The organism is Pseudomonas sp. BF-B-26 (assembly GCF_019956495.1).
Classification (GTDB): Bacteria; Pseudomonadota; Gammaproteobacteria; order Pseudomonadales; family Pseudomonadaceae; genus Aquipseudomonas.
Map to the genome: position 1 here is coordinate 1 of NZ_JAHBDP010000107.1, position 19162 is coordinate 19162.

Sequence of the window (19162 nt, forward strand, 5' to 3'; positions counted from 1 at the left end):
GTGTCAAGCAATATTGTTTCGACTGACACACCGCTTTCGCGAGCAAGCCCGCTCCCACAGGGGGTCGGTGACAGATCCTGCGGCGATTAGCAGCGGGGTTTACAGCGCAATTTGCTCTAAAGCCCTGCAACCTGCGTCGTTAAGACCTTTCTATACTGCGACATAAGGTCGCACACATAATCCAGACCTTTCCTTACCCGGCCACTTTGGCCCGTAGGCGCTCCGCTGGGGGGCGACGGTAAAAACAAGAGGAGTGACTGGCATGATCCATCACGTAGTGGGGCTCTTCACCCACCCTGACCAAGAATGGAAAGAGATTCGTGGCGACCAGGAGGAAAGCATCAGCCACATGTATCTCACTCATACCCTGATTCTGGCGGCGATCCCTGCGGTGTCGGCGTTTATTGGCACCACTCAGGTCGGCTGGGTCATTGGCAGTCGCGCACCGGTGATGCTGACGGTGGAAAGCGCGATATGGATGACGGTCATGTCGTACCTGGCGATGCTCGGCGGTGTGGCGGTCATGGGCGCGTTCATCCACTGGATGGCTCGCACCTATGACGCCAACCCGAGCCTGGCACGCTGCGTTGCATTTGCGACCTACACCGCGACACCGCTGTTTATCGGCGGTCTGGCGGCGCTGTACCCACACATGTGGCTTGGGATGATCGTCGGCACCGCGGCCATCTGCTACACGGTGTACCTGCTGTATGTGGGGCTACCCACTTTCATGAGCATTCCATCAGACGAGGGATTTCTGTTTTCGAGTTCGGTGCTTGCGGTAGGCCTGGTGGTGCTGGTGGCCATCATGGCGTTCACGGTCATTGTCTGGGGACTCGGCGTGGGGCCGGTCTATACGAATTAGCAACACTTCACCCAAAAACAAGATCTGCCAACACAGGCCGCCGCAAGGCGGCCTTCTAGTGTTCAAGGATAGAAACCGGTGACGACCATTCGGCGCCTGAGCGATTCGCAAGTCCCGAGGGTTACGGCATACTCGACGCCTCTGGAGATCCATCAAGCATGCCCGAGCAACTCAATACCCGCGTCGAAGACTGTTACCAGCTAGCCGAATCCTTTTTCAAACGACCTTTCAAACGCCCCGTGGTGAGCCTCAAGCTGCGCGGGCAAAAAGCCGGTGTCGCGCATTTGCACGAGAACCTGCTGCGCTTCAATCCACAGCTGTACCGGGAAAATACCGAAGACTTCCTCAAACAAACCGTGGCCCACGAGGTGGCGCACCTGATCGCCCATCAACTGTTCGGCGACCGCATCCAGCCCCATGGCGAAGAGTGGCAATTGATCATGCGCGGCGTGTACGAACTGCCGCCCAATCGTTGCCACACCTATGACGTCAAACGCCGCAGCATGACCCGCTACATTTACAAATGCCCGTGCCCCGACAGCGATTTCCCGTTTTCGGCCCAGCGCCATGGTTTGGTGAGACAGGGGCGGCGGTATCTGTGTCGGCGGTGCCGGAGCACGTTGGTGTTCAGTGGGGAAATGCGGGTCGAGTAGTTAGATTTGTGGTGCCTGTGCTGGCCCCTTCGCGAGCAAGCCCGCTCCCACACTGGATATATGTCATGCCGAAGATCCAGTGTGGGAGCGGGCTTGCTCGCGAAGGCGTCCTGACAGGCGCTAAACAACCACCTTGGCACGGCGTAACGCTTCAATCCGCTCAGCGCTATACCCCAACTCCTCCAACACCTGATCCGTATGCTGCCCTATGGCCGCGCCGATATGCCGCGGCTCGGGCAACCCTTGCGAAAACTTCAGCGGACACGCCATCTGCGCCTGAGTCGTCCCGTCACCACGCGGCACTTCGGTCACCAGCGCCCGGGCCTTCAACTGCGGATGCCGCACCGCTTCGCTCAAACTCAACACCGGCTCGACACACGCATCCAACGTGGCAAACAACGCGCACAACTCGGCGAAATCGTGGGTCTCGAACTCAATCCTCAGCGCGTTCTTCAGCGCCTTTTGCAAGGCCGGTTCCGGCGATAAGCCCAAGGTTTCCAGCTCCTCCAGCCCCAGTGCTGCGCACAGTTGCTTCATGAACGCTGGCTCCAGACTGCCCACCGAGAACCAGCGCCCATCGCGAGAACGGTAATAGTCATAGAAACTGCCACCGTTGAGCATCTGCGCCTCCCTTCCCGGCTCTTCGCCACAGGCCAGATACCCGGCGCCAGCCATAGCGTTCAGGCTGAACACGCAGTCGGTCATGCTCACATCCAGGTGCTGCCCCTGTCCGGTTTGCTGCCGGGCGATGACCGCCGCCAGCAGCCCGATCACCCCGTGCAACGAGCCACCGGCGATGTCCGCCACTTGCATGCCCAACGGCAACGGCCCGCTGTCGGCGTGGCCGGTGTAGCTCGCCAGCCCCGCCAGCGCCAGGTAGTTGATGTCGTGGCCGGCGCGGTCCTTGTAGGGGCCGGTCTGGCCGTAACCGGTGATCGACACGTAAATCAGTTTCGGATTAATCGCCTTCAAGGCTTCATAACCCAGACCCAATCGCTCCATCACGCCGGGGCGGAACTGCTCCAGCACGATGTCGTAGTCCTGCAGCAACTGCTTGATCAGCTCCAGCGCCTCAGGCTGCTTGAGGTCCAGCGCCAGGCTGCGTTTGTTGCGATTGAGGTAGGCGTGGCTGGCGGAAACGCCCTGATCGTGAGGCGGCAAAACCCGCAGCAGGTCCATGCGCGTTGGCGATTCGATGCGCAGCACCTCGGCGCCCATGTCTGCCAGCAACAACGAGGCGAACGGCCCCGGCAGCAGTGTCGAGAAATCCAGAACCTTGAGTGATGCCAGTGGACCGAGCATGGGCGTTCTCCGTAAACGATGCCTCCAGACTAGGCAGCCAATGTCATTGCAGCAATCACCTTATGCGTCAGATGCGCTGACCGTTGCGCTCAAATCCCAGGCATGAAAAAACCCGCCGAAGCGGGTTTTTTCCGTGCAGCCGTCTTATTTGACGCTGCTTGGGGTTGCCTCTTCGACGTGGCCCAGAACATCGTCTTTAGGCTCGTCGGAGATACCGCGACCGCCAGAAGCCAGTTCGGCGTGCATCACGTCGACGTCCAGTTCCTTGACCCACTTGGCCACAACCAGGGTGGCAACAGCGTTACCGACCAGGTTGGTCAGGGCACGGGCTTCGGACATGAAGCGGTCGATACCGAGGATCAGCGCCAGGCCGGCCACCGGCAAGTGGCCAACGGCGGACAAGGTAGCCGCCAACACGATGAAGCCACTACCGGTCACGCCCGCAGCGCCTTTGGAGGACAGCAGCAACACCACCAGCAGGGTGATCTGGTGAGTGATGTCCATGTGGGTGTCGGTTGCCTGAGCAATGAACACCGCCGCCATGGTCAGGTAGATCGCCGTACCGTCGAGGTTGAACGAGTAACCGGTCGGGATCACCAGACCCACAACGGATTTCTGCGCGCCCAGGCGTTCCATCTTGATCAGCATGCGTGGCAGTACCGATTCCGAAGAAGAAGTACCCAGCACGATCAGCAGTTCTTCACGGATGTAGCGGATCACTTTCAACACGCTGAAGCCGTGAGCGCGAGCGATACCACCCAGCACCACCAGCACGAACACCAGGCAAGTGATGTAGAAGCACGCCATCAATTGACCCAGTTGCACCAGCGAGCCAACACCGTAGGCACCGATGGTAAAGGCCATGGCACCGAAGGCACCCAGTGGCGCGAGCTTCATGATCATGTTGATGATGTTGAACATCACGTGGGCGAAGCGATCGATGAAGTCCAGGATCGGCTTGCCGTAGGCACCCAGGCGATGCAGGGCGAAACCGAAGATCACCGAGAACATCAGCACTTGCAGGATGTCGCCTGTGGCGAACGCGCCGACGATGGTGGACGGGATCACGTTCAACAGGAAGCCAACAACGCTTTGATCAGCACCGGCCGCCACATAAGCAGCGACTTTGGAGGCATCCAGCGTAGCGACGTCGATGTGCATGCCGGCACCCGGCTGCACGATGTTGACCACCACCAGACCCACCAGCAATGCGATGGTCGAAACGATTTCGAAGTAGAGCAGCGCGTAACCGCCGGTCTTGCCGACCGACTTCATGTCCTGCATGCCCGCGATACCGCTGACGACGGTGCAGAAGATGATTGGGGCAATGATCATTTTGATCAGTTTGATGAACCCGTCACCCAGCGGCTTGAGGGCAACACCGGTCTGCGGGTAGAAGTGACCGAGCAGGATGCCGATGGCAATAGCAACGATCACCTGGAAATACAGGGATTTGTACAGTGGCTGACGAGTCGTCATTGCAAAGTTCCTCAAGAGTGCCCGGTGACAACATCCATCTGTTGCCAAAGGCACTTCAATTGCGAACCCTCCTGCACTGGAGGGATTTGTTTTGTCGAGCTGCGCAACGGCAGGCATCTGCAGGTTGTATCGCAAGGCCCGTGCCACCTTCGTCAAATCGCCAGCAAGTCTTTTGACATCAAGGGTTGCAGGTTTTTCTTTGTCACCAAGCGGTTACGGCAAAGTGGCGGATTTCCGCCCATCGACCAGACCTTGTCCTACAAATTGGCGGATATCCGCCTTGTCCATCATCAGACACCACGGCTACCATCCGCCGTTCAATGGACGGACTTGCCTTCTTATGCGCGAACGCACCATCGCCAGTCATTTCGCCCGTGCCGCCCTCGGTGGCGCACGCCGGCTGGGTTACGACTATTCAAATCTGCTGCAACAACTGGGTATCAGCCCCGAGTTGCTTGAAGAGCCACGAGCGAGAATCGCGCCTGAACAGTTCACCCGATTGATCCAGGGACTGTGGCTGGCACTGGACGACGAATACCTGGGCTTCGGGCCGGTCCCGAGCAAAACCGGGAGTTTCGCGATGATGTGCCATGCGGTGATCCACTGCCGCAATCTGGAGAAAGCACTTCATCGCGGCTTATTGTTTTATAGCTTATTCCCCGACGGTCCGCGTCTGACCCTTACCCGCGAAGACGACATGATTCGCCTGAGCCTCGACGATTCGCAGTTCCGGGACCCGGATCACTTCCTCACCGAGAGCCAACTGATGGTGTGGCATCGCCTCGCCAGTTGGCTGATCGGCCAGCGCATTCGCCTGGAACAGGCGACATTCAGCTACCCGAAACCCGAGCACGGCGCCGAATACGATTTGCTGTTCCCCTGCCCTCTGGCGTTTTCCACGGCGCAAAGCAGCCTGCTGTTTCACAGTCGTTACTTGGATATGCCGCTGTTGCAGGACGAGCGGACACTCAAGCATTTCCTCGAACACTCCCCCGCCGACCTGTTGTCGCGCCCGGATGACGGCGACAGTTTGAGCAGCCAGTTGCGAAGGTTGCTCAGCCGCGACAGTTCACACTGGCCGGACCTGGAAGCGGTGGCCGCGCACCTGCACATCAGCCCGCAGACGTTGCGTCGGCATTTGCGGGAGGAAGGGTCGAGTTTTCAGGAATTGAAGGATCAACTGCGCCGGGACATTGCGATCTATCACCTGGGGCGGGCGGATTTGTCGTTGCAGCAGATTGCCGAGCAGTTGGGGTTTTCAGAGCCTTCAGCGTTTCACCGGGCGTTCAAGAAGTGGACCGGGTTGACGCCGGGGGCCTACCGCGCGCAAGAGAACTGAACGATCGGTTACGCGCGGTCAAACCACCGGAAAATGAATCCGGAACGCCGCTCCGCCCATCGGTGAATCTCCCAGCGTCAACTTGGCGCTGTAGCTCTCGATGATGTCCTTGACCACCGCGAGCCCAATCCCCTGCCCCGGATGCTGGCGATCCAGCCGCTCTCCCCTTTGCAGAATCCGCGCACGCTGATCCGGCGGCACTCCCGGACCGTCATCCTCAACGCACAACTCAATCCCGCTCAGGCTTTCGCGCACGCTGATGCGTACTTCGCCGAGGCACAGGCGATAGGCGTTTTCCAGCAGGTTGCCCATCATTTCCAGCAACGCACCCTGCTCGATCGGCACGTAACACTGCGCCGGCAGATCGAAGGCGACCCGCACGCGTTTGTCGCGGTAGACCTTGTCCAGGGTGTCGCACAGGCTTTGCAGCACGGGTTGCAGGCGCACTTGGTGGCGCACCAGACCGCTTTTGCGCAGGCTGGCGCGTTGCAGTTGATAGCTGATCTGCTGGCTCATGCGTTCGATCTGGGTTTGCAGCACCCAGGCCTGATCACGATCGGCCGGGCGCCGGGCCATGTCTTCGCTGACGCCTTGCAGCACGGCCAGCGGGGTTTTCAGGCTGTGGGCCAGGTCGTCGAGGGAATCGCGATAGCGGCTGCGTTGTTCGCGCTCGCTGTGCAACAAGCGGTTGAGGGAACCGGTCAGGCGCAGCAGTTCGCGCGGGTGTTGTTCGCTGAGGCTTTCGCGGGTGCCGCTTTCGATCTCGTCCAGTTCCTGACTGAGCCGGCGCAACGCCTGCAAGCCCCAGGTCAGGCCGATCCACAGCAGCGCGAGCAACACCAGCAAGGCGGCACCGAATCCGAGGTAGAGATTTTCCCGCAGGCCTTCGAGGGTGGCTTCGTACTCACGCACCGGTTGCAGCGCGACGATGCTGAACGCCGCGCTCTTGCCGCCGAGCAGTTTGACCTCGACGTCATAGACGAAGAACTCCTGGCCATCGGCCTCACGAATTCGGGCGAACTCGTTGCCGCGTCCGTCGTAACGCGGTTTGTAGTTGATCTTCTCTTCGCGGGTGGCTTTCGAGCGCCACACCAGGTGAGCTTCGCGGTCGTAGATGTAGCCGAGCAAACGGCTGTCGGTCAGGTTGAAGCGCTCATCGGGCAACTGCGCTGGCATTTGCAGGCTGTTGTTTTCCACACGCGCGGCGGAGATCAGCGTGGTGACGTCCGACGCCAGGCGCTGCTCAATGGAATCCTGCAACGCCAGGCTGAACGCGCCCTGCATCGCCGGCAGCAACGCCAGCATGAACAACACCGCCAGGATCGTGGCGGCGAGCATCAAACGGACACGTAGGGAACGAATCAAGTGCAGCGCTCATTGAACAGGTAGCCGAGGCCACGCACGGTATCGATCGGTTTGAAGCCGGCCGGGCCTTCAAGTTTGCGGCGCAGACGGCCGACCAACACTTCGATCACGTTCGGATCGCGCTCGTCGTCGTCCGGGTAGAGCTGCTCCATCAAGCGATCCTTGGCCACCACTTGCTGGTGATGCCGCATCAGGTACTCGAGGATCCGATACTCGTAAGCGGTCAGCGCCAGCGGTTGATCATCGAGGGACGCCTGTTTGCGATTGAGGTCCAGCAGCAACGGCCCGGCGACGATGGTCGACTGGGTGAAACCGCTGGAACGGCGCAGTAACGCGTTCAGCCGGGCATCGAGTTCTTCGAACTGGAACGGCTTGACCACGTAATCGTCGGCGCCGGCGGCGAGGCCTTCGACCTTGTCCTGCCAGTTACCGCGGGCGGTGAGGATCAGGATCGGGAAGGCCTTGCCGCGCGAACGCAGCTGACGAATCAGGTCGAGCCCGCCCATGCCCGGCAGGCCGAGGTCGATCACCGCCAGGTCATGGTTGAACTGCTCGGTCTGGTACAGCGCCTCTTCAGCGTTGGCCACGGACTCGACCACGTGACCGCTGTCCGTCAGGCGGGTTTGCAGGTGATGGCGCAACAGCGCTTCATCTTCGACGACCAGCAGTTTCATAACGCTCTCCTACGCAAATCAACATCTCCAAATACAAACTTCAATGGCTGACAGGGCGACGCCCATCAGTTAAGACGCGCAACCTGTGGGAGCGAGCCTGCTCGCGATAGCGGTGGGTCAGCCAATATTGATGCTGAATGTACCGCCGTCATCGCGAGCAGGCTCGCTCCCACAGGTTTTGCGCTTGACCGACTAGCATTACTTATCAGAAAGCGTAGTTCGCCGACAGGTAGGTCTGGGCGCTGCTGGTCAGGTCCAGCGAACCTTGTTTACTACCACCGCGCTCGCTCATCTCGGTGCTGGCGTTGCTGCGCAGGTAACGGTAACCCAGTTCCACCGAGGTGTTTTGCGAAACCTGTTGCAGGACACCCAACTGGCCGCCGATGGCGTAACCGATGTCGCTGTCGCGGCTGAAACCTGGGGATTCCTGAGTCATTTTGGTCAAGCCGGCTGTGGCGCCACCGAACAGCTTGGTGCTGCCGCCCACCGGGTAGAACAGATCGTAGCTGCCCAGGAGGTTTTCCTGACGCAGTTTAATGCCATTGTGCGAACCCGACACATTGTCGTAAGTGGCGTAGTAGCGGCCCTGGCTGTTTTGCCGGCCCAGACGCGCCCCCCAGGTGTTGTCCTTGCCGATCACGCCGTCGGCGTTCGGGCTGTTGAGGTTGTCGTTCAGGGCGTGGGACTTTTTGACCTTGTCGCTGGTCTGTCCAAAAGTAAGGCTGGCGAAATTGTCGTCGGAAGCGAAAGCCGCGGTACTCGCGGTCAAGACAGTGAAAGCCAGAAGCAGTTTTTTGAAGCCAGTCATAGGGGCGTTCCTTATGCGCTATATGCTATTTGGGTACGGGGCAAGGTTACTCACCCGGCCCTGAACTCCCCCTGAACGCTCTCTGAACCTAAGCTGAACCAGATCGACCCAGCTGTTTTTGACGACTTTTCTGTCAGGAGATCCGACCATGCGCATGTTTCTCGCTTTCGTCTTGCTGGCCTTGAGCGGGCTGACTCAAGCCGCCATCAAGACTCAGGAAATCCCCTATCAAAGTACTGACGGCACCAAAATGATCGGCTATTTCGCCTATGACGACGCCATCAAAGGCGCACGCCCTGGCGTTGTGGTGGTGCACGAATGGTGGGGGCTCAACGAGTACACCAAGCGCCGCGCCCGTGATCTCGCCGGTCTGGGCTACAGCGCACTGGCCATCGACATGTATGGCGATGGTAAAAACACTGAGCATCCCAAGGACGCCATGGCCTTCATGCAGGCCGCGTTGAAAGACAGTGGCGCGGCGAGCGCGCGCTTTCAGGCCGGGCTCGATCTGCTGAAGAAACAGCCGCAAACCGATCCGGACAAAATCGCCGCTATCGGTTATTGCTTCGGCGGTGCAGTGGTACTGAATGCGGCACGTCAGGGTTTGCCGCTGGCGGGCGTGGTGAGTTTTCACGGTGCGCTGGCGACCAAGACGCCTGCCGCGCCGGGTAGCGTGAAAGCCAAGATCCTGGTCGAACATGGCGCTCTGGACAGCATGGTAACGGCGGATAACGTTGCGGCGTTCAAGGCCGAAATGGACAAGGCCGGGGCTGACTATAAGTTTGTCAGCCTTGAAGGTGCCAAGCATGGGTTCAGTAATCCTGATGCGGATCGTCTGAGCCATGGCGATCATGCCGGGCCGGATATTGGCTATAACAAAGCGGCGGATGAAAAATCCTGGGCGGATATGCAGGCGTTCTTCAAAAAAATCTTTGGCTGATCAGTGAACCCTGTGGTGAGGGGCTTTTGTGGTGAGGGAAAAGCCCCTCACCACAAAAGCCATTGCTACTACCCAGCCTGAGAGCAACCCGGCAAAATGCCCCACATGAATCGCGCCCCCGCCCTACCCGTCTGTTGTACCCCACTCGATGCCCATTGGCCGCTGCCGTTTGCGCTGCCCGATACGGTGCTGTTGAGCACGCACTTCGATACCTCGCAACTGGCCAGCGATGATTTCCAGCGCAGCGCCATCGAGCCGCCGCCCACCATCCAGCGTTCGGTCGCCAAGCGTCAGGCGGAGTTCCTCGCCGGGCGGGTTTGCGCTCGGGCGGCGTTGCAACAGTTGGAAGGGCTGAGCTTTATCCCGGCTATCGGCGAAGACCGGGCACCGGTATGGCCGACGCACATCACGGGCTCGATCACCCACAGCACCGGCCGGGCCTCGGCGATTGTCGCGAAGAAAACCCACTGGCGCGGCCTGGGAATGGACCTGGAGAACCTGCTCAACCCTGAACGGGCCGAGCGACTGGCCGGGGAAATCCTCACGCCGCCCGAGTTGCAACGCATGACCGCGGGCCGTCGCGATCAGTTGGCGATGCTGGTAACCCTGACGTTTTCGGTGAAGGAAAGCCTGTTCAAGGCGCTGTATCCGATCGTTCAGCAGCGCTTCTATTTCGAGCACGCTGAAGTGCTGGAGTGGACCGAGCGCGGTGAAGTGCGGCTGCGGTTGCTGACGGATCTGTCCAGCGAATGGTGCAATGGCACTGAGCTGGATGCGCAGTTCGGGGTCATTGATGGGCAGTTGTTGAGTCTGGTCAGCATCAAGGCCTGACATTTGTGGGGCCTGGGACGGCCTCTTCGCGAGCAAGCCCGCTCCCACATTGGATCTATGTCTCACGCAAATCCCCTGTGGGAGCGGGCTTGTCTCCGGGCGGCGTTCCGACGAAAGCGGTAGCTCATCCACCGCACCTCTCAACGCTTCTCCTGATTCCTCGGCCAACTCAAACTGAAACACGCCCCGCCCAGGCTTTTGCTCTTGCTGATCAACGCCCGGCCATCATGCCAATGGATGATTCGCCGCACGATGGACAACCCCAACCCATGCCCACCGGAGGCGCGGGTACGGCTGTCGTCGAGGCGCAGGAATGGCGTGAAGATCTTCTCCCAGGCCGTTTCCGGCACGCCCGGTCCGTCATCCTCGACATCCACCCGACAGCGCTGCTGCCCGACCTGATAGCTGACGGTCACCCGTGATTGAGCGTGGCGCATGGCGTTGCTCACCAGGTTCTGCAACGCCCGGTGCAGGTAGCGCGGCTCGGCCTCGACCCAGGCGTCATCGTTGTCAGCGGCAGACAAACACAAACCGCGCTGCACCGTGACCTCGGCGCGTAACGGAGCCAATTCTTCGATCACCTGATTGACCAACGCATCCAGATCGATCCGCTGAAAATTCAGTGCCGGTGAACCCTGCTCCAGTCGTGCGTAGGTGAGCATCTCGTCCACCAGCCGATCAAGATCCTCGATGTCGTGGTCCATGCCTTCACAGTACTTTTCCAACGCCTGCGGCGTGGTGGCCGAGCCGATCATTTCCAAACCAAAACGCAACCGCGCCACGGGTGTGCGCAGCTCATGAGACACGGCGCGCACCAACTCACGCTGAATCGCCAGCAACTGCTGCAAGTGCTCGGCCATGCCGTTGAACGCCGAAGCCAGCCGCCCCACCGAATCCGCGCCGCGTGCAGGCACGCGGGTTTCCAGGCTGCCCTTGGCGATGCGCGTGGCGGCCGCTTCCAGGCCACGCAAACGGCGCTCAAGTTGCCGCACCAACAGATAGACGATCAAACCGATCAGGCTCAAACCCAGGGCGGCGATCAGCACCAGCCACTCCGGCGGATAAGGATTCATCTGATACAACGGGCCGATTTCCAGCACCCACGGCGTACCGACCATGCCGGCAAACACCCGGATCGAATCGCCGCCCTTGCCCAGCGCCATCACCGTGTCGCCCTCGGACACCCGGCGACTCTGGTCTTCGTCCATGTCCGCCTGTTCGATCGTCACCAGGCGCAAGTCGAAACCAAACCCTTTATCGCGCTTCAACTGCGCCAGGCGCTCGGGTTGCTCGGCCACCGGGTAGCGCACCAGTTCATCGGCCAGCAGGTAAATAGTCGCCCGGGCCAGTTGTTCGCTGATCTGCTGGACTTCGCCGGTCAGCACCAGCTGTTCCTTGTCGCTGACCAATCGATAGACCTTCGCCGCGTGCGGACCGGTTTGTTCCACCAGCGCCTGACCGTGCAGCACGCGGGTGCGCTGGGTGAGGTCGAGGTCGGTTTGGGCAAAGGTCTTCAGCGCCAGAGGAATCCCCAACAACCGCTCCCACACCAGCAAGGCACGGTGGCGCTCGGTTTCGTTCATCGGGTTCAGATTGTCGGCCATCAGCGAGAACGTGCCGTGGGCCAGGCGTTCGCGGTATTGCTCGCCGCGCACCTGGTTAAGCAGGTGCAAGGCCAGCACGCCGAGAACCGCCACCAGAATCAGCGCCGCGCACATGCCGCCATAGATGCGCAAGAAGATCGAGTTCACAGCGTGCAGGCTTCCGGAACGAACAGATAACCTTTGCTGCGGATGGTCTTGATCAGCCGCGGATGCTCCGGGTCATCGCCGATTTTGGGGCGAATGCGCGAGATGCGCACGTCGATGGAACGGTCCTGGCCGTCATAGCCAATGCCGCGCAATGCAGTGAATATCTCTTCCCGGGACAGGATGCGCCCGGCGTTGGCCACCAGCAGCCAGAGCAGGTCGAACTCGGCGCTGGTCAGTTCGATGCCGTTGTCGTTCAGCCAGGCTTCGCGCAATGCGTTGTCGACCACCAAGGGACCGAACTGCAGACGCCGTTGTTTTTCCGGCGCCACTTCCGGGGCTTCACTGCGTCGCAACAAGGCCTGGATGCGCGCCAGCAAAAGTCGGGGGCGAACCGGTTTGCACACGTAGTCGTCGGCACCCAGGTCCAGGCCAAGAATCTGATCGGTGTCGTCGGTGCGGGCGGTGAGCATCAGGATCGGGCCGTCATACTTGTCGCGGACCTTGCGGCAGATGCTCAGGCCATCTTCGCCTGGCAACATGAGGTCGAGGATCACCAGGTCCGGTTTCTCCTTGATGATCCGTGCCGCGGCCAAGGCGCCGTTACCCTCGATCGATACGCGCAGACCATTGGCTTCCAGGTAGTCGCGGGTCAGTTCGGCCAGACGCTGGTCGTCCTCGACAATCAATACCTGCCAGTTGTCTTGCTCCACGGTGACCTCTGCTTGCCAACAACACTTAATAAGGAAGGATCCGCCCGTCTTTTTGTAATGATTGGGGAGGATAAGAATGCATCTGCATGGGCCGATTGTATAAACGCCGCTCACCAAGAACACAAGCCGGTAAATGCGTTCGGACAACGCGGTTTTTTGTGATAGGGTTCGCGCCCTTAAAAAGCCGAGCGACTGTTTTCAATCGGTGAAAATCAGTGAAAAACGGTCCGCTCCAGCTAGGTCGCGGCCTACACGCCCGTTCCACCTTTCACACACAATTTACGCACAGGTTTATCCACAGGTAGTACGTTGCAACACCCCCAAAAACGCATTATCTTGTACCCCGGCGCCAAAAAAACCCTACATGTAGGGTTTTGCGTAAAAAACCAAACACAAATCAGACACCGATTTCAAGCGCTTTTATTGCCTCTGTCCGGTTGAACCAAACGTATTTTCGAAAGACCAAACCGCGCGTGCGGATGGCTACTGTTTTTGCGCCGAAAACGGCGTTTACGGTACGGGTGTTGCAGTCAATTACTGTCACCCAAAAGGATCCCGGTTTCAGGTTCAAGGCCTGGGACCAAAGACTTCGGCATGGAAGCGGCGCCCCAATTGCCCCTTCCTGATCTGTCCCGAAGTTGGTATGCCCGGCCCTTCGCCGGTTGTAGTGCTTCAGGACGGAACGGTGGGCACCCAAACGGTGCCCAAACAAACATAGAGAATGTGGAGACAACCCCCCATGCAAACCGACACAACTCGCGAGAACCCGCAGGGCACCTTGCCGCAGGCCGCAGATTCGACTTCGGATCTGTCCGCCACCGCGCCTGGTCAACTGCGCGTGATCAAGCGTAACGGCACTGTCGTTCCTTACACCGATGACAAGATCACCGTCGCCATCACCAAAGCGTTTCTCGCAGTTGAGGGCGGCACCGCTGCCGCTTCGTCGCGAATCCACGACACTGTTGCCCGTCTGACCGAACAAGTCACCGCGACCTTCAAGCGTCGCATGCCCTCGGGCGGCACGATCCACATCGAAGAAATCCAGGACCAGGTCGAACTGGCTCTGATGCGTGCCGGCGAGCAGAAAGTAGCCCGCGACTACGTGATCTACCGTGACGGTCGTTCGAAAGAACGCGCCGCCCACGCACCGGCCGAAGAAGCAGTCAACGCTCACCCGTCGATCCGCATCACCCGCGCCGATGGCACCTTTGCTCCTCTGGACATGGGCCGCCTGAACACCATCGTCACCGAAGCGTGCGAAGGCCTGGAAGAAGTCGACGGCGACCTGATCCAGCGCGAAACCCTGAAAAACCTGTACGACGGTGTGGCCCTGACCGACGTCAATACTGCGTTGGTGATGACCGCCCGTACGCTGGTCGAGCGTGAGCCGAACTACTCGTTCGTGACCGCCCGCCTGCTGATGGACACCCTGCGTGCCGAAGGCCTGAGCTTCCTGGAAGTCGCCGAAAGCGCGACCCACCACGAAATGGTCGACCTGTACGCCAAGGCCCTGCCTGCCTACATCGCCAAGGGCATCGAATTCGAATTGCTGAACCCGGTCCTCGCTACCTTCGACCTGGAAAAACTCGGCAAGGCGATCAACCACGAGCGCGATCAGCAGTTCACGTACCTGGGCCTGCAAACCCTGTACGACCGTTACTTCATCCACAAGGACGGTATCCGCTTCGAACTGCCGCAAATCTTCTTCATGCGCGTGGCCATGGGCCTGGCGATCGAAGAGAAGAACAAAGAAGACCGTGCGATCGAGTTCTACAACCTGTTGTCGTCTTTCGACTACATGTCGTCGACCCCGACCCTGTTCAACGCCGGTACTCTGCGTCCACAGCTGTCGAGCTGCTACCTGACCACCGTGCCGGATGACCTGTCGGGCATCTACCACGCAATCCACGACAACGCCATGTTGTCGAAATTTGCGGGCGGCCTGGGCAACGACTGGACCCCGGTTCGTGCACTGGGTTCGTACATCAAGGGCACCAACGGCAAATCCCAGGGCGTTGTTCCGTTCCTGAAAGTAGTGAACGACACCGCCGTTGCCGTTAACCAGGGTGGCAAGCGCAAAGGCGCTGTCTGTGCCTACCTGGAAACCTGGCACATGGACATCGAAGAGTTCATCGAACTGCGCAAGAACACCGGTGATGATCGTCGTCGTACCCACGATATGAACACCGCCAACTGGATTCCTGACCTGTTCATGAAGCGCGTCTTCGATGACGGCAAGTGGACCCTGTTCTCGCCGTCCGAAGTGCCGGACCTGCACGACCTGACCGGCAAGGCCTTCGAAGAGCGTTACGAGTACTACGAAGCCCTGTCCGAGTACCCGGGCAAGATCAAGCTGTTCAAGACCATCCAGGCCAAAGACCTGTGGCGCAAAATGCTGTCCATGCTGTTTGAAACCGGCCACCCATGGCTGACCTTCAAAGACCCGTGCAACCTGCGCAGCCCGCAGCAGCACGTCGGCGTGGTTCACAGCTCGAACCTGTGCACCGAGATCACCTTGAACACCAACAAGGACGAGATCGCCGTTTGCAACCTGGGCTCGATCAACCTGCCGAACCACATCACCAACGGCAAGCTGGACACCGCCAAGCTGGAACGCACCGTGAACACCGCCGTTCGCATGCTCGATAACGTTATCGACATCAACTACTACTCGGTGCCACAAGCGAAGAACTCCAACTTCAAGCACCGTCCGGTCGGTCTGGGCATCATGGGCTTCCAGGACGCGCTGTACCTGCAGCACATTCCTTACGGTTCCGACGCGGCCGTCGAGTTCGCCGACAAGTCGATGGAAGCGGTCAGCTACTACGCGATCCAGGCTTCCTGCGACCTGGCCGACGAGCGCGGCGCCTACGAGACGTTCCAGGGTTCGCTGTGGTCCAAAGGCATCCTGCCGCTGGATTCGCAACAGATCCTGATCGAGCAGCGTGGCCAGAAGTACATCGACGTTGACCTGAACGAATCCCTGGACTGGGCACCGGTTCGTGCCCGTGTGCAGAAAGGCATTCGTAACTCCAACATCATGGCCATCGCACCGACCGCGACCATCGCCAACATCACTGGCGTATCGCAGTCGATCGAACCGACCTACCAGAACCTCTACGTGAAATCGAACCTGTCGGGCGAATTCACCGTGATCAACCCGTACCTGGTTCGCGACCTGAAAGCTCGCGGTCTGTGGGACTCGGTCATGATCAACGACCTGAAGTACTACGACGGTTCGGTGCAACAGATCGAGCGCATCCCGCAAGAACTCAAAGAGCTCTATGCGACTGCCTTCGAAGTGGACACCAAGTGGATCGTTGACGCGGCAAGCCGCCGTCAGAAGTGGATCGACCAGGCTCAATCGCTGAACCTGTACATCGCTGGCGCATCGGGCAAGAAGCTGGACGTGACCTACCGCATGGCCTGGTACCGTGGTCTGAAAACCACTTACTACCTCCGTGCCCTGGCCGCGACCAGCACCGAGAAGTCGACCATCAACACCGGCAAGCTGAACGCTGTTTCCAGCGGCGGCAACCACGGTGACGATTCGGTCCTGGCAGCACCTGCCGGCCCTGCTCCAGTGCCGAAGGCTTGCGCCATCGACGAGCCGGATTGCGAAGCTTGCCAATAAGCTGAGCCGGTAACCCGAAACCCCCGACAGCCCTCTGGATTGTCGGGGGTTTTCTTTTGCCTGCAGGAAAGTGGTGACCGGGCTGACACCATCGCGAGCAGGCTCACTCCTACAAAGGCCGAGTTGGCTCGGAGGAATGCGATCTACTGTGGGAGCGAGCCTGCTCGCGATGAGGCCAGCACAGGTAACCAGAATGCCTGCGTCAGGGACAAATCCCGGTCATAAAAAAACCCCTCTTGCGAGGGGTTCTTTATGCAGCGTTATCCAGCATCAGGTCATCTGAATGATGGTCTGCATGATGGTGCTCTGAGTCGAGATGGTCTTGGCGTTCGCCTGGTAGTTGCTCTGCGCCTTGATCAGGTCGACCAGTTCATTGGTCAGGTTGACGTTGGACTCTTCCAGAGAGTTGGAGTGGATCTCGCCCAAGGTACCGGTGTTCGGCGCATCGTAGCCCGGGATACCCGACGAATAGGTTTCTTTCCAACTGGTGCCGCCTACCGGTTGCAAACCTTGTTCGTTGGTGAAGCTGGCGAGCGAGATCTGGCCGATAGGCTTGGTCTGGCTGTTGCTGAAGTTGGCCAGCATGACACCGCTGGTGTCGATGGTCAGGTTGGTGATCTGGCCGGTGGCGTAGCCGTTCTGCGAAGGAATCGAACGCGCGGTGTCAGCGTTGTACTGCGTGGTTTTGTCCATGGAGACCGTGACGACACCAGAGGCCGCGCCGTTGGCTGTCCACACGCCATTGATCACGTTACCCGGAATCCAGCCTGTGACTTTCAGGTCTGGGCTGGTTACCACAGATGGCGGAACGGTCGCCGGGACAACCGGTGTGGTGACCGAAGTCAGCTTGCCGGCGCTGTCGAAGTTCATGGTCGAAGCGACAGGAGGAGTAAGAGGATTGGTAGGGTCACTGCCATCCGGGTTGCGACCCTCGATCAGGGTGTAGGTCTTCCAGGTGTTGTCAGCAGTCTTCACCATGTATTGATCCATGATGTGCTTGTTACCCTGGGTATCGTAAATCGGGGTACTGAACTGCTTGGTGAAAGACGCTTCCTTGGACGGGTCAAACGGATTGGTCGTCTGGTTGATGATGGGAGCTGTGGAGTTCAGGTTGATCGTCGACGAAACCGTGGAGGTGTTTTTTGGCGCCAGGTTCGAAGTATCGATACGCAGGTCAGTCAAAACGCCGTTGAGGATCTTGCCATTGGCATCCACGCCATAACCCTGCAGACGCGCAGAGCCATCGCTATTGGTGACGTAACCGTCCTTGTCGACCTTGAACGTTCCGGAACGGGTGTAGGACATCGACCCGTTCTCGCTCAGCACGAAGAAGCCGGAACCGTTGATGCCCATGTCCAGTACGTTGCCGGTGTTGTTAATGTCACCCTGGGTGAACTGCTGGGAAACGTTGGCCAGGCGCACACCGTTACCGATGGTTTTGCTGCCCGAACCCAGCTTGGTGGCCGAGTAAACGTCTTCGAATTCCGCACGGGACGATTTGAAACCGGTGGTCGCGACGTTGGCGATGTTGTTGCCGGTCACGTCCAGTTGTTTGTTGGCTGCATAGAGACCGCTAAGGCCGATATTGAAAGACATAATCCACTCCTTTGTGCCGTGTTAGTCGGCTCTACATACCAATAGTTTGTACTTTGGACAGGGCGATGCTGCCGAGCCCGGCCAGGTTGAGCATCAACTCACCGCCGGTCTGGCTGATGGTCACGCTGTTGACCGTTGCCGGCAGGTACGTCACCAGCGAGGTCGCCTTGCCGTCGTAGGTCGCCGTAGCGCCGAAGGTATAGGTACCCGCCTTGGCCACTTCGCCTGCATCGTTTTTGCCGTCCCAGATGAAGCTGGAAGTACCGGCGTTCTGGCTGCCCAGGCCGATGGTGCGGACAACTTTGCCATCGGCATCGGTGATCTTGACCGTGACCGGGTCCACCGACGCCGGTACGGCAATGGTGCCGGTGAAACTCTTGGAGGTATCGACCACCGCCGATCCGCCTGGTGCAATGACCGAACGCCCGACCAGCGACGACGCCTGCAATGCCTGGGACGAGTTGTAATTGCTCGCCAGGCCGCTGACGGTGTCGTTGAGCGTGGTGATGCCTTCCAGGCTACTGAACTGCGCCAACTGGGCGACGAACGCACCGTTGTCTTGCGGCTCCAGCGGGTTCTGGTTTTTCAGTTGCGTTACCAGCAACTGCAGGAACGCGTCCTTGCCCAGGGCTTTTTTGCCGGTGGCGCTGTTCGTCGCCGACGCCAGGCCGTCGGCACTGGCGCTGGTCTTGATCGAGGAGTTGGCCAGGATGTCCTTGAGGCTCAAACTACTGGTGGTATCAGTAACACTCATCTGAGTCGCCCCTTATCACTGACCGAGGGTCAGGACCTTCTGCATCATGGTTTTGGCGGTGTTCATCATTTCGGCGTTGGTCTGGAACGAACGGCTCGCGGAAATCATGTCAGCCATTTCTTCCACCACGTTGACGTTCGGGTAGTAGACGTAGCCCTTGGCGTCGGCCGCCGGATGGTTCGGCTCGTAGCGCGCCTCAAGGTTGCTCTGGTCTTCGACCACGCCCAGCACTTGCACGCCTTGACCGGCGGCGTCCTGGTTCTGGAACAGCGAATCGCTGCCGCCGCTCTGCCCGCCCTGGAACATGGTGGCGAATACCGGGTGCCGTGCACGGTAGGTCTGGTCGATGCTCGACGAGACGGTCTCGGCGTTGGCGATGTTACTGGCGACGGTGTTCAGGCGAGTAGTCTGGGCACTCATGCCGCTACCGGCAATGTTGAAAACACTGGCTAGAGACATGA

At 59.5% G+C, this 19162-nt stretch carries 16 protein-coding genes; 6 read left to right on the forward strand and 10 right to left on the reverse strand.

Annotation, left to right across the window (positions count from 1 at the left end; translation table 11 throughout):
- Positions 1-262 precede the first annotated feature (262 nt).
- Together KGB03_RS24535 and KGB03_RS24540 are read left to right on the forward strand one after the other, a co-directional pair.
- On the forward strand, positions 263-865 hold the full coding sequence (locus tag KGB03_RS24535) for a Yip1 family protein (protein WP_033055256.1): 603 nt from the start codon (positions 263-265) through the stop codon (positions 863-865).
- Between the two features lie 158 nt (positions 866-1023).
- A complete protein-coding gene (locus KGB03_RS24540; protein WP_192411057.1) occupies positions 1024-1518 on the forward strand; it encodes a SprT family zinc-dependent metalloprotease in 495 nt (164 codons plus the stop codon).
- A 120-nt stretch (positions 1519-1638) separates the two neighbouring features.
- Here KGB03_RS24540 and KGB03_RS24545 read toward each other — a convergent pair whose 3' ends face one another.
- Both KGB03_RS24545 and KGB03_RS24550 read right to left on the reverse strand, forming a co-directional pair.
- Positions 1639-2820, reverse strand: coding sequence for a CaiB/BaiF CoA transferase family protein (locus tag KGB03_RS24545; RefSeq protein WP_223529581.1), 1182 nt, complete (start codon positions 2818-2820; stop codon positions 1639-1641).
- Positions 2821-2964: 144 nt separating this feature from the next.
- The gene (locus KGB03_RS24550) at positions 2965-4299 is read right to left on the reverse strand and encodes a dicarboxylate/amino acid:cation symporter (RefSeq protein WP_218537618.1); all 1335 of its coding nucleotides are present in this window, start codon (positions 4297-4299) and stop codon (positions 2965-2967) included.
- A 340-nt stretch (positions 4300-4639) separates the two neighbouring features.
- Between KGB03_RS24550 and KGB03_RS24555 the strand changes: the two genes are divergently transcribed.
- Positions 4640-5638: an AraC family transcriptional regulator gene (locus KGB03_RS24555; RefSeq protein ID WP_223529583.1), complete on the forward strand. Its 999-nt coding sequence runs from the start codon at positions 4640-4642 to the stop codon at positions 5636-5638.
- 18 nt (positions 5639-5656) lie between these two features.
- On the opposite strand, the gene KGB03_RS24560 is transcribed toward KGB03_RS24555, so the two are convergent.
- From KGB03_RS24560 to KGB03_RS24570, 3 genes are all read right to left on the reverse strand, one after another.
- Positions 5657-7003 (reverse strand): ATP-binding protein, encoded by a 1347-nt coding sequence (locus KGB03_RS24560; protein ID WP_008147974.1) that lies wholly within the window; start codon positions 7001-7003, stop codon positions 5657-5659.
- On the reverse strand, positions 7000-7677 hold the full coding sequence (locus tag KGB03_RS24565) for a response regulator (RefSeq protein ID WP_223529586.1): 678 nt from the start codon (positions 7675-7677) through the stop codon (positions 7000-7002). Before KGB03_RS24565 ends, KGB03_RS24560 begins: the two co-directional genes overlap by 4 nt.
- A 205-nt stretch (positions 7678-7882) precedes the next feature.
- Complete coding sequence (locus KGB03_RS24570) at positions 7883-8485, reverse strand: hypothetical protein (RefSeq protein ID WP_192411061.1); 603 nt, start codon at positions 8483-8485, stop codon at positions 7883-7885.
- Positions 8486-8633: 148 nt separating this feature from the next.
- On the opposite strand from KGB03_RS24570, the gene KGB03_RS24575 reads away from it, so the two are divergent.
- A complete protein-coding gene (locus KGB03_RS24575) occupies positions 8634-9425 on the forward strand; it encodes a dienelactone hydrolase family protein (RefSeq protein ID WP_223529588.1) in 792 nt (263 codons plus the stop codon).
- A 105-nt stretch (positions 9426-9530) separates the two neighbouring features.
- Positions 9531-10256, forward strand: coding sequence for a 4'-phosphopantetheinyl transferase (locus KGB03_RS24580; protein WP_218537615.1), 726 nt, complete (start codon positions 9531-9533; stop codon positions 10254-10256).
- 140 nt (positions 10257-10396) lie between these two features.
- Here KGB03_RS24580 and KGB03_RS24585 read toward each other — a convergent pair whose 3' ends face one another.
- Positions 10397-12007, reverse strand: a complete 1611-nt coding sequence (locus tag KGB03_RS24585; RefSeq protein ID WP_033055243.1) for an ATP-binding protein — start codon at positions 12005-12007, stop codon at positions 10397-10399.
- The gene (locus KGB03_RS24590) at positions 12004-12717 is read right to left on the reverse strand and encodes a response regulator (RefSeq protein WP_111451690.1); all 714 of its coding nucleotides are present in this window, start codon (positions 12715-12717) and stop codon (positions 12004-12006) included. The genes KGB03_RS24585 and KGB03_RS24590 overlap by 4 nt, the downstream gene beginning before the upstream one ends.
- A 739-nt stretch (positions 12718-13456) precedes the next feature.
- Here KGB03_RS24590 and KGB03_RS24595 point away from each other — a divergent pair.
- Positions 13457-16351, forward strand: coding sequence for a ribonucleoside-diphosphate reductase subunit alpha (locus KGB03_RS24595; protein ID WP_111451689.1), 2895 nt, complete (start codon positions 13457-13459; stop codon positions 16349-16351).
- A 270-nt stretch (positions 16352-16621) separates the two neighbouring features.
- On the opposite strand, the gene flgE is transcribed toward KGB03_RS24595, so the two are convergent.
- Genes flgE through flgC form a run of 3 tightly spaced genes read right to left on the reverse strand, consistent with a single transcriptional unit; the run spans position 16622 to position 19160 of the window.
- A complete protein-coding gene (flgE, locus tag KGB03_RS24600; RefSeq protein WP_218539065.1) occupies positions 16622-17947 on the reverse strand; it encodes a flagellar hook protein FlgE in 1326 nt (441 codons plus the stop codon).
- Positions 17948-17978: 31 nt separating this feature from the next.
- Positions 17979-18701 carry a flagellar hook assembly protein FlgD gene (gene flgD / locus KGB03_RS24605; protein WP_223529589.1) on the reverse strand — a complete coding sequence of 241 codons (723 nt, stop codon included), beginning with the start codon at positions 18699-18701 and terminating at the stop codon, positions 17979-17981.
- A 15-nt stretch (positions 18702-18716) separates the two neighbouring features.
- Positions 18717-19160, reverse strand: a complete 444-nt coding sequence (gene flgC / locus KGB03_RS24610) for a flagellar basal body rod protein FlgC (protein WP_046046514.1) — start codon at positions 19158-19160, stop codon at positions 18717-18719.
- Positions 19161-19162 lie beyond the last annotated feature (2 nt).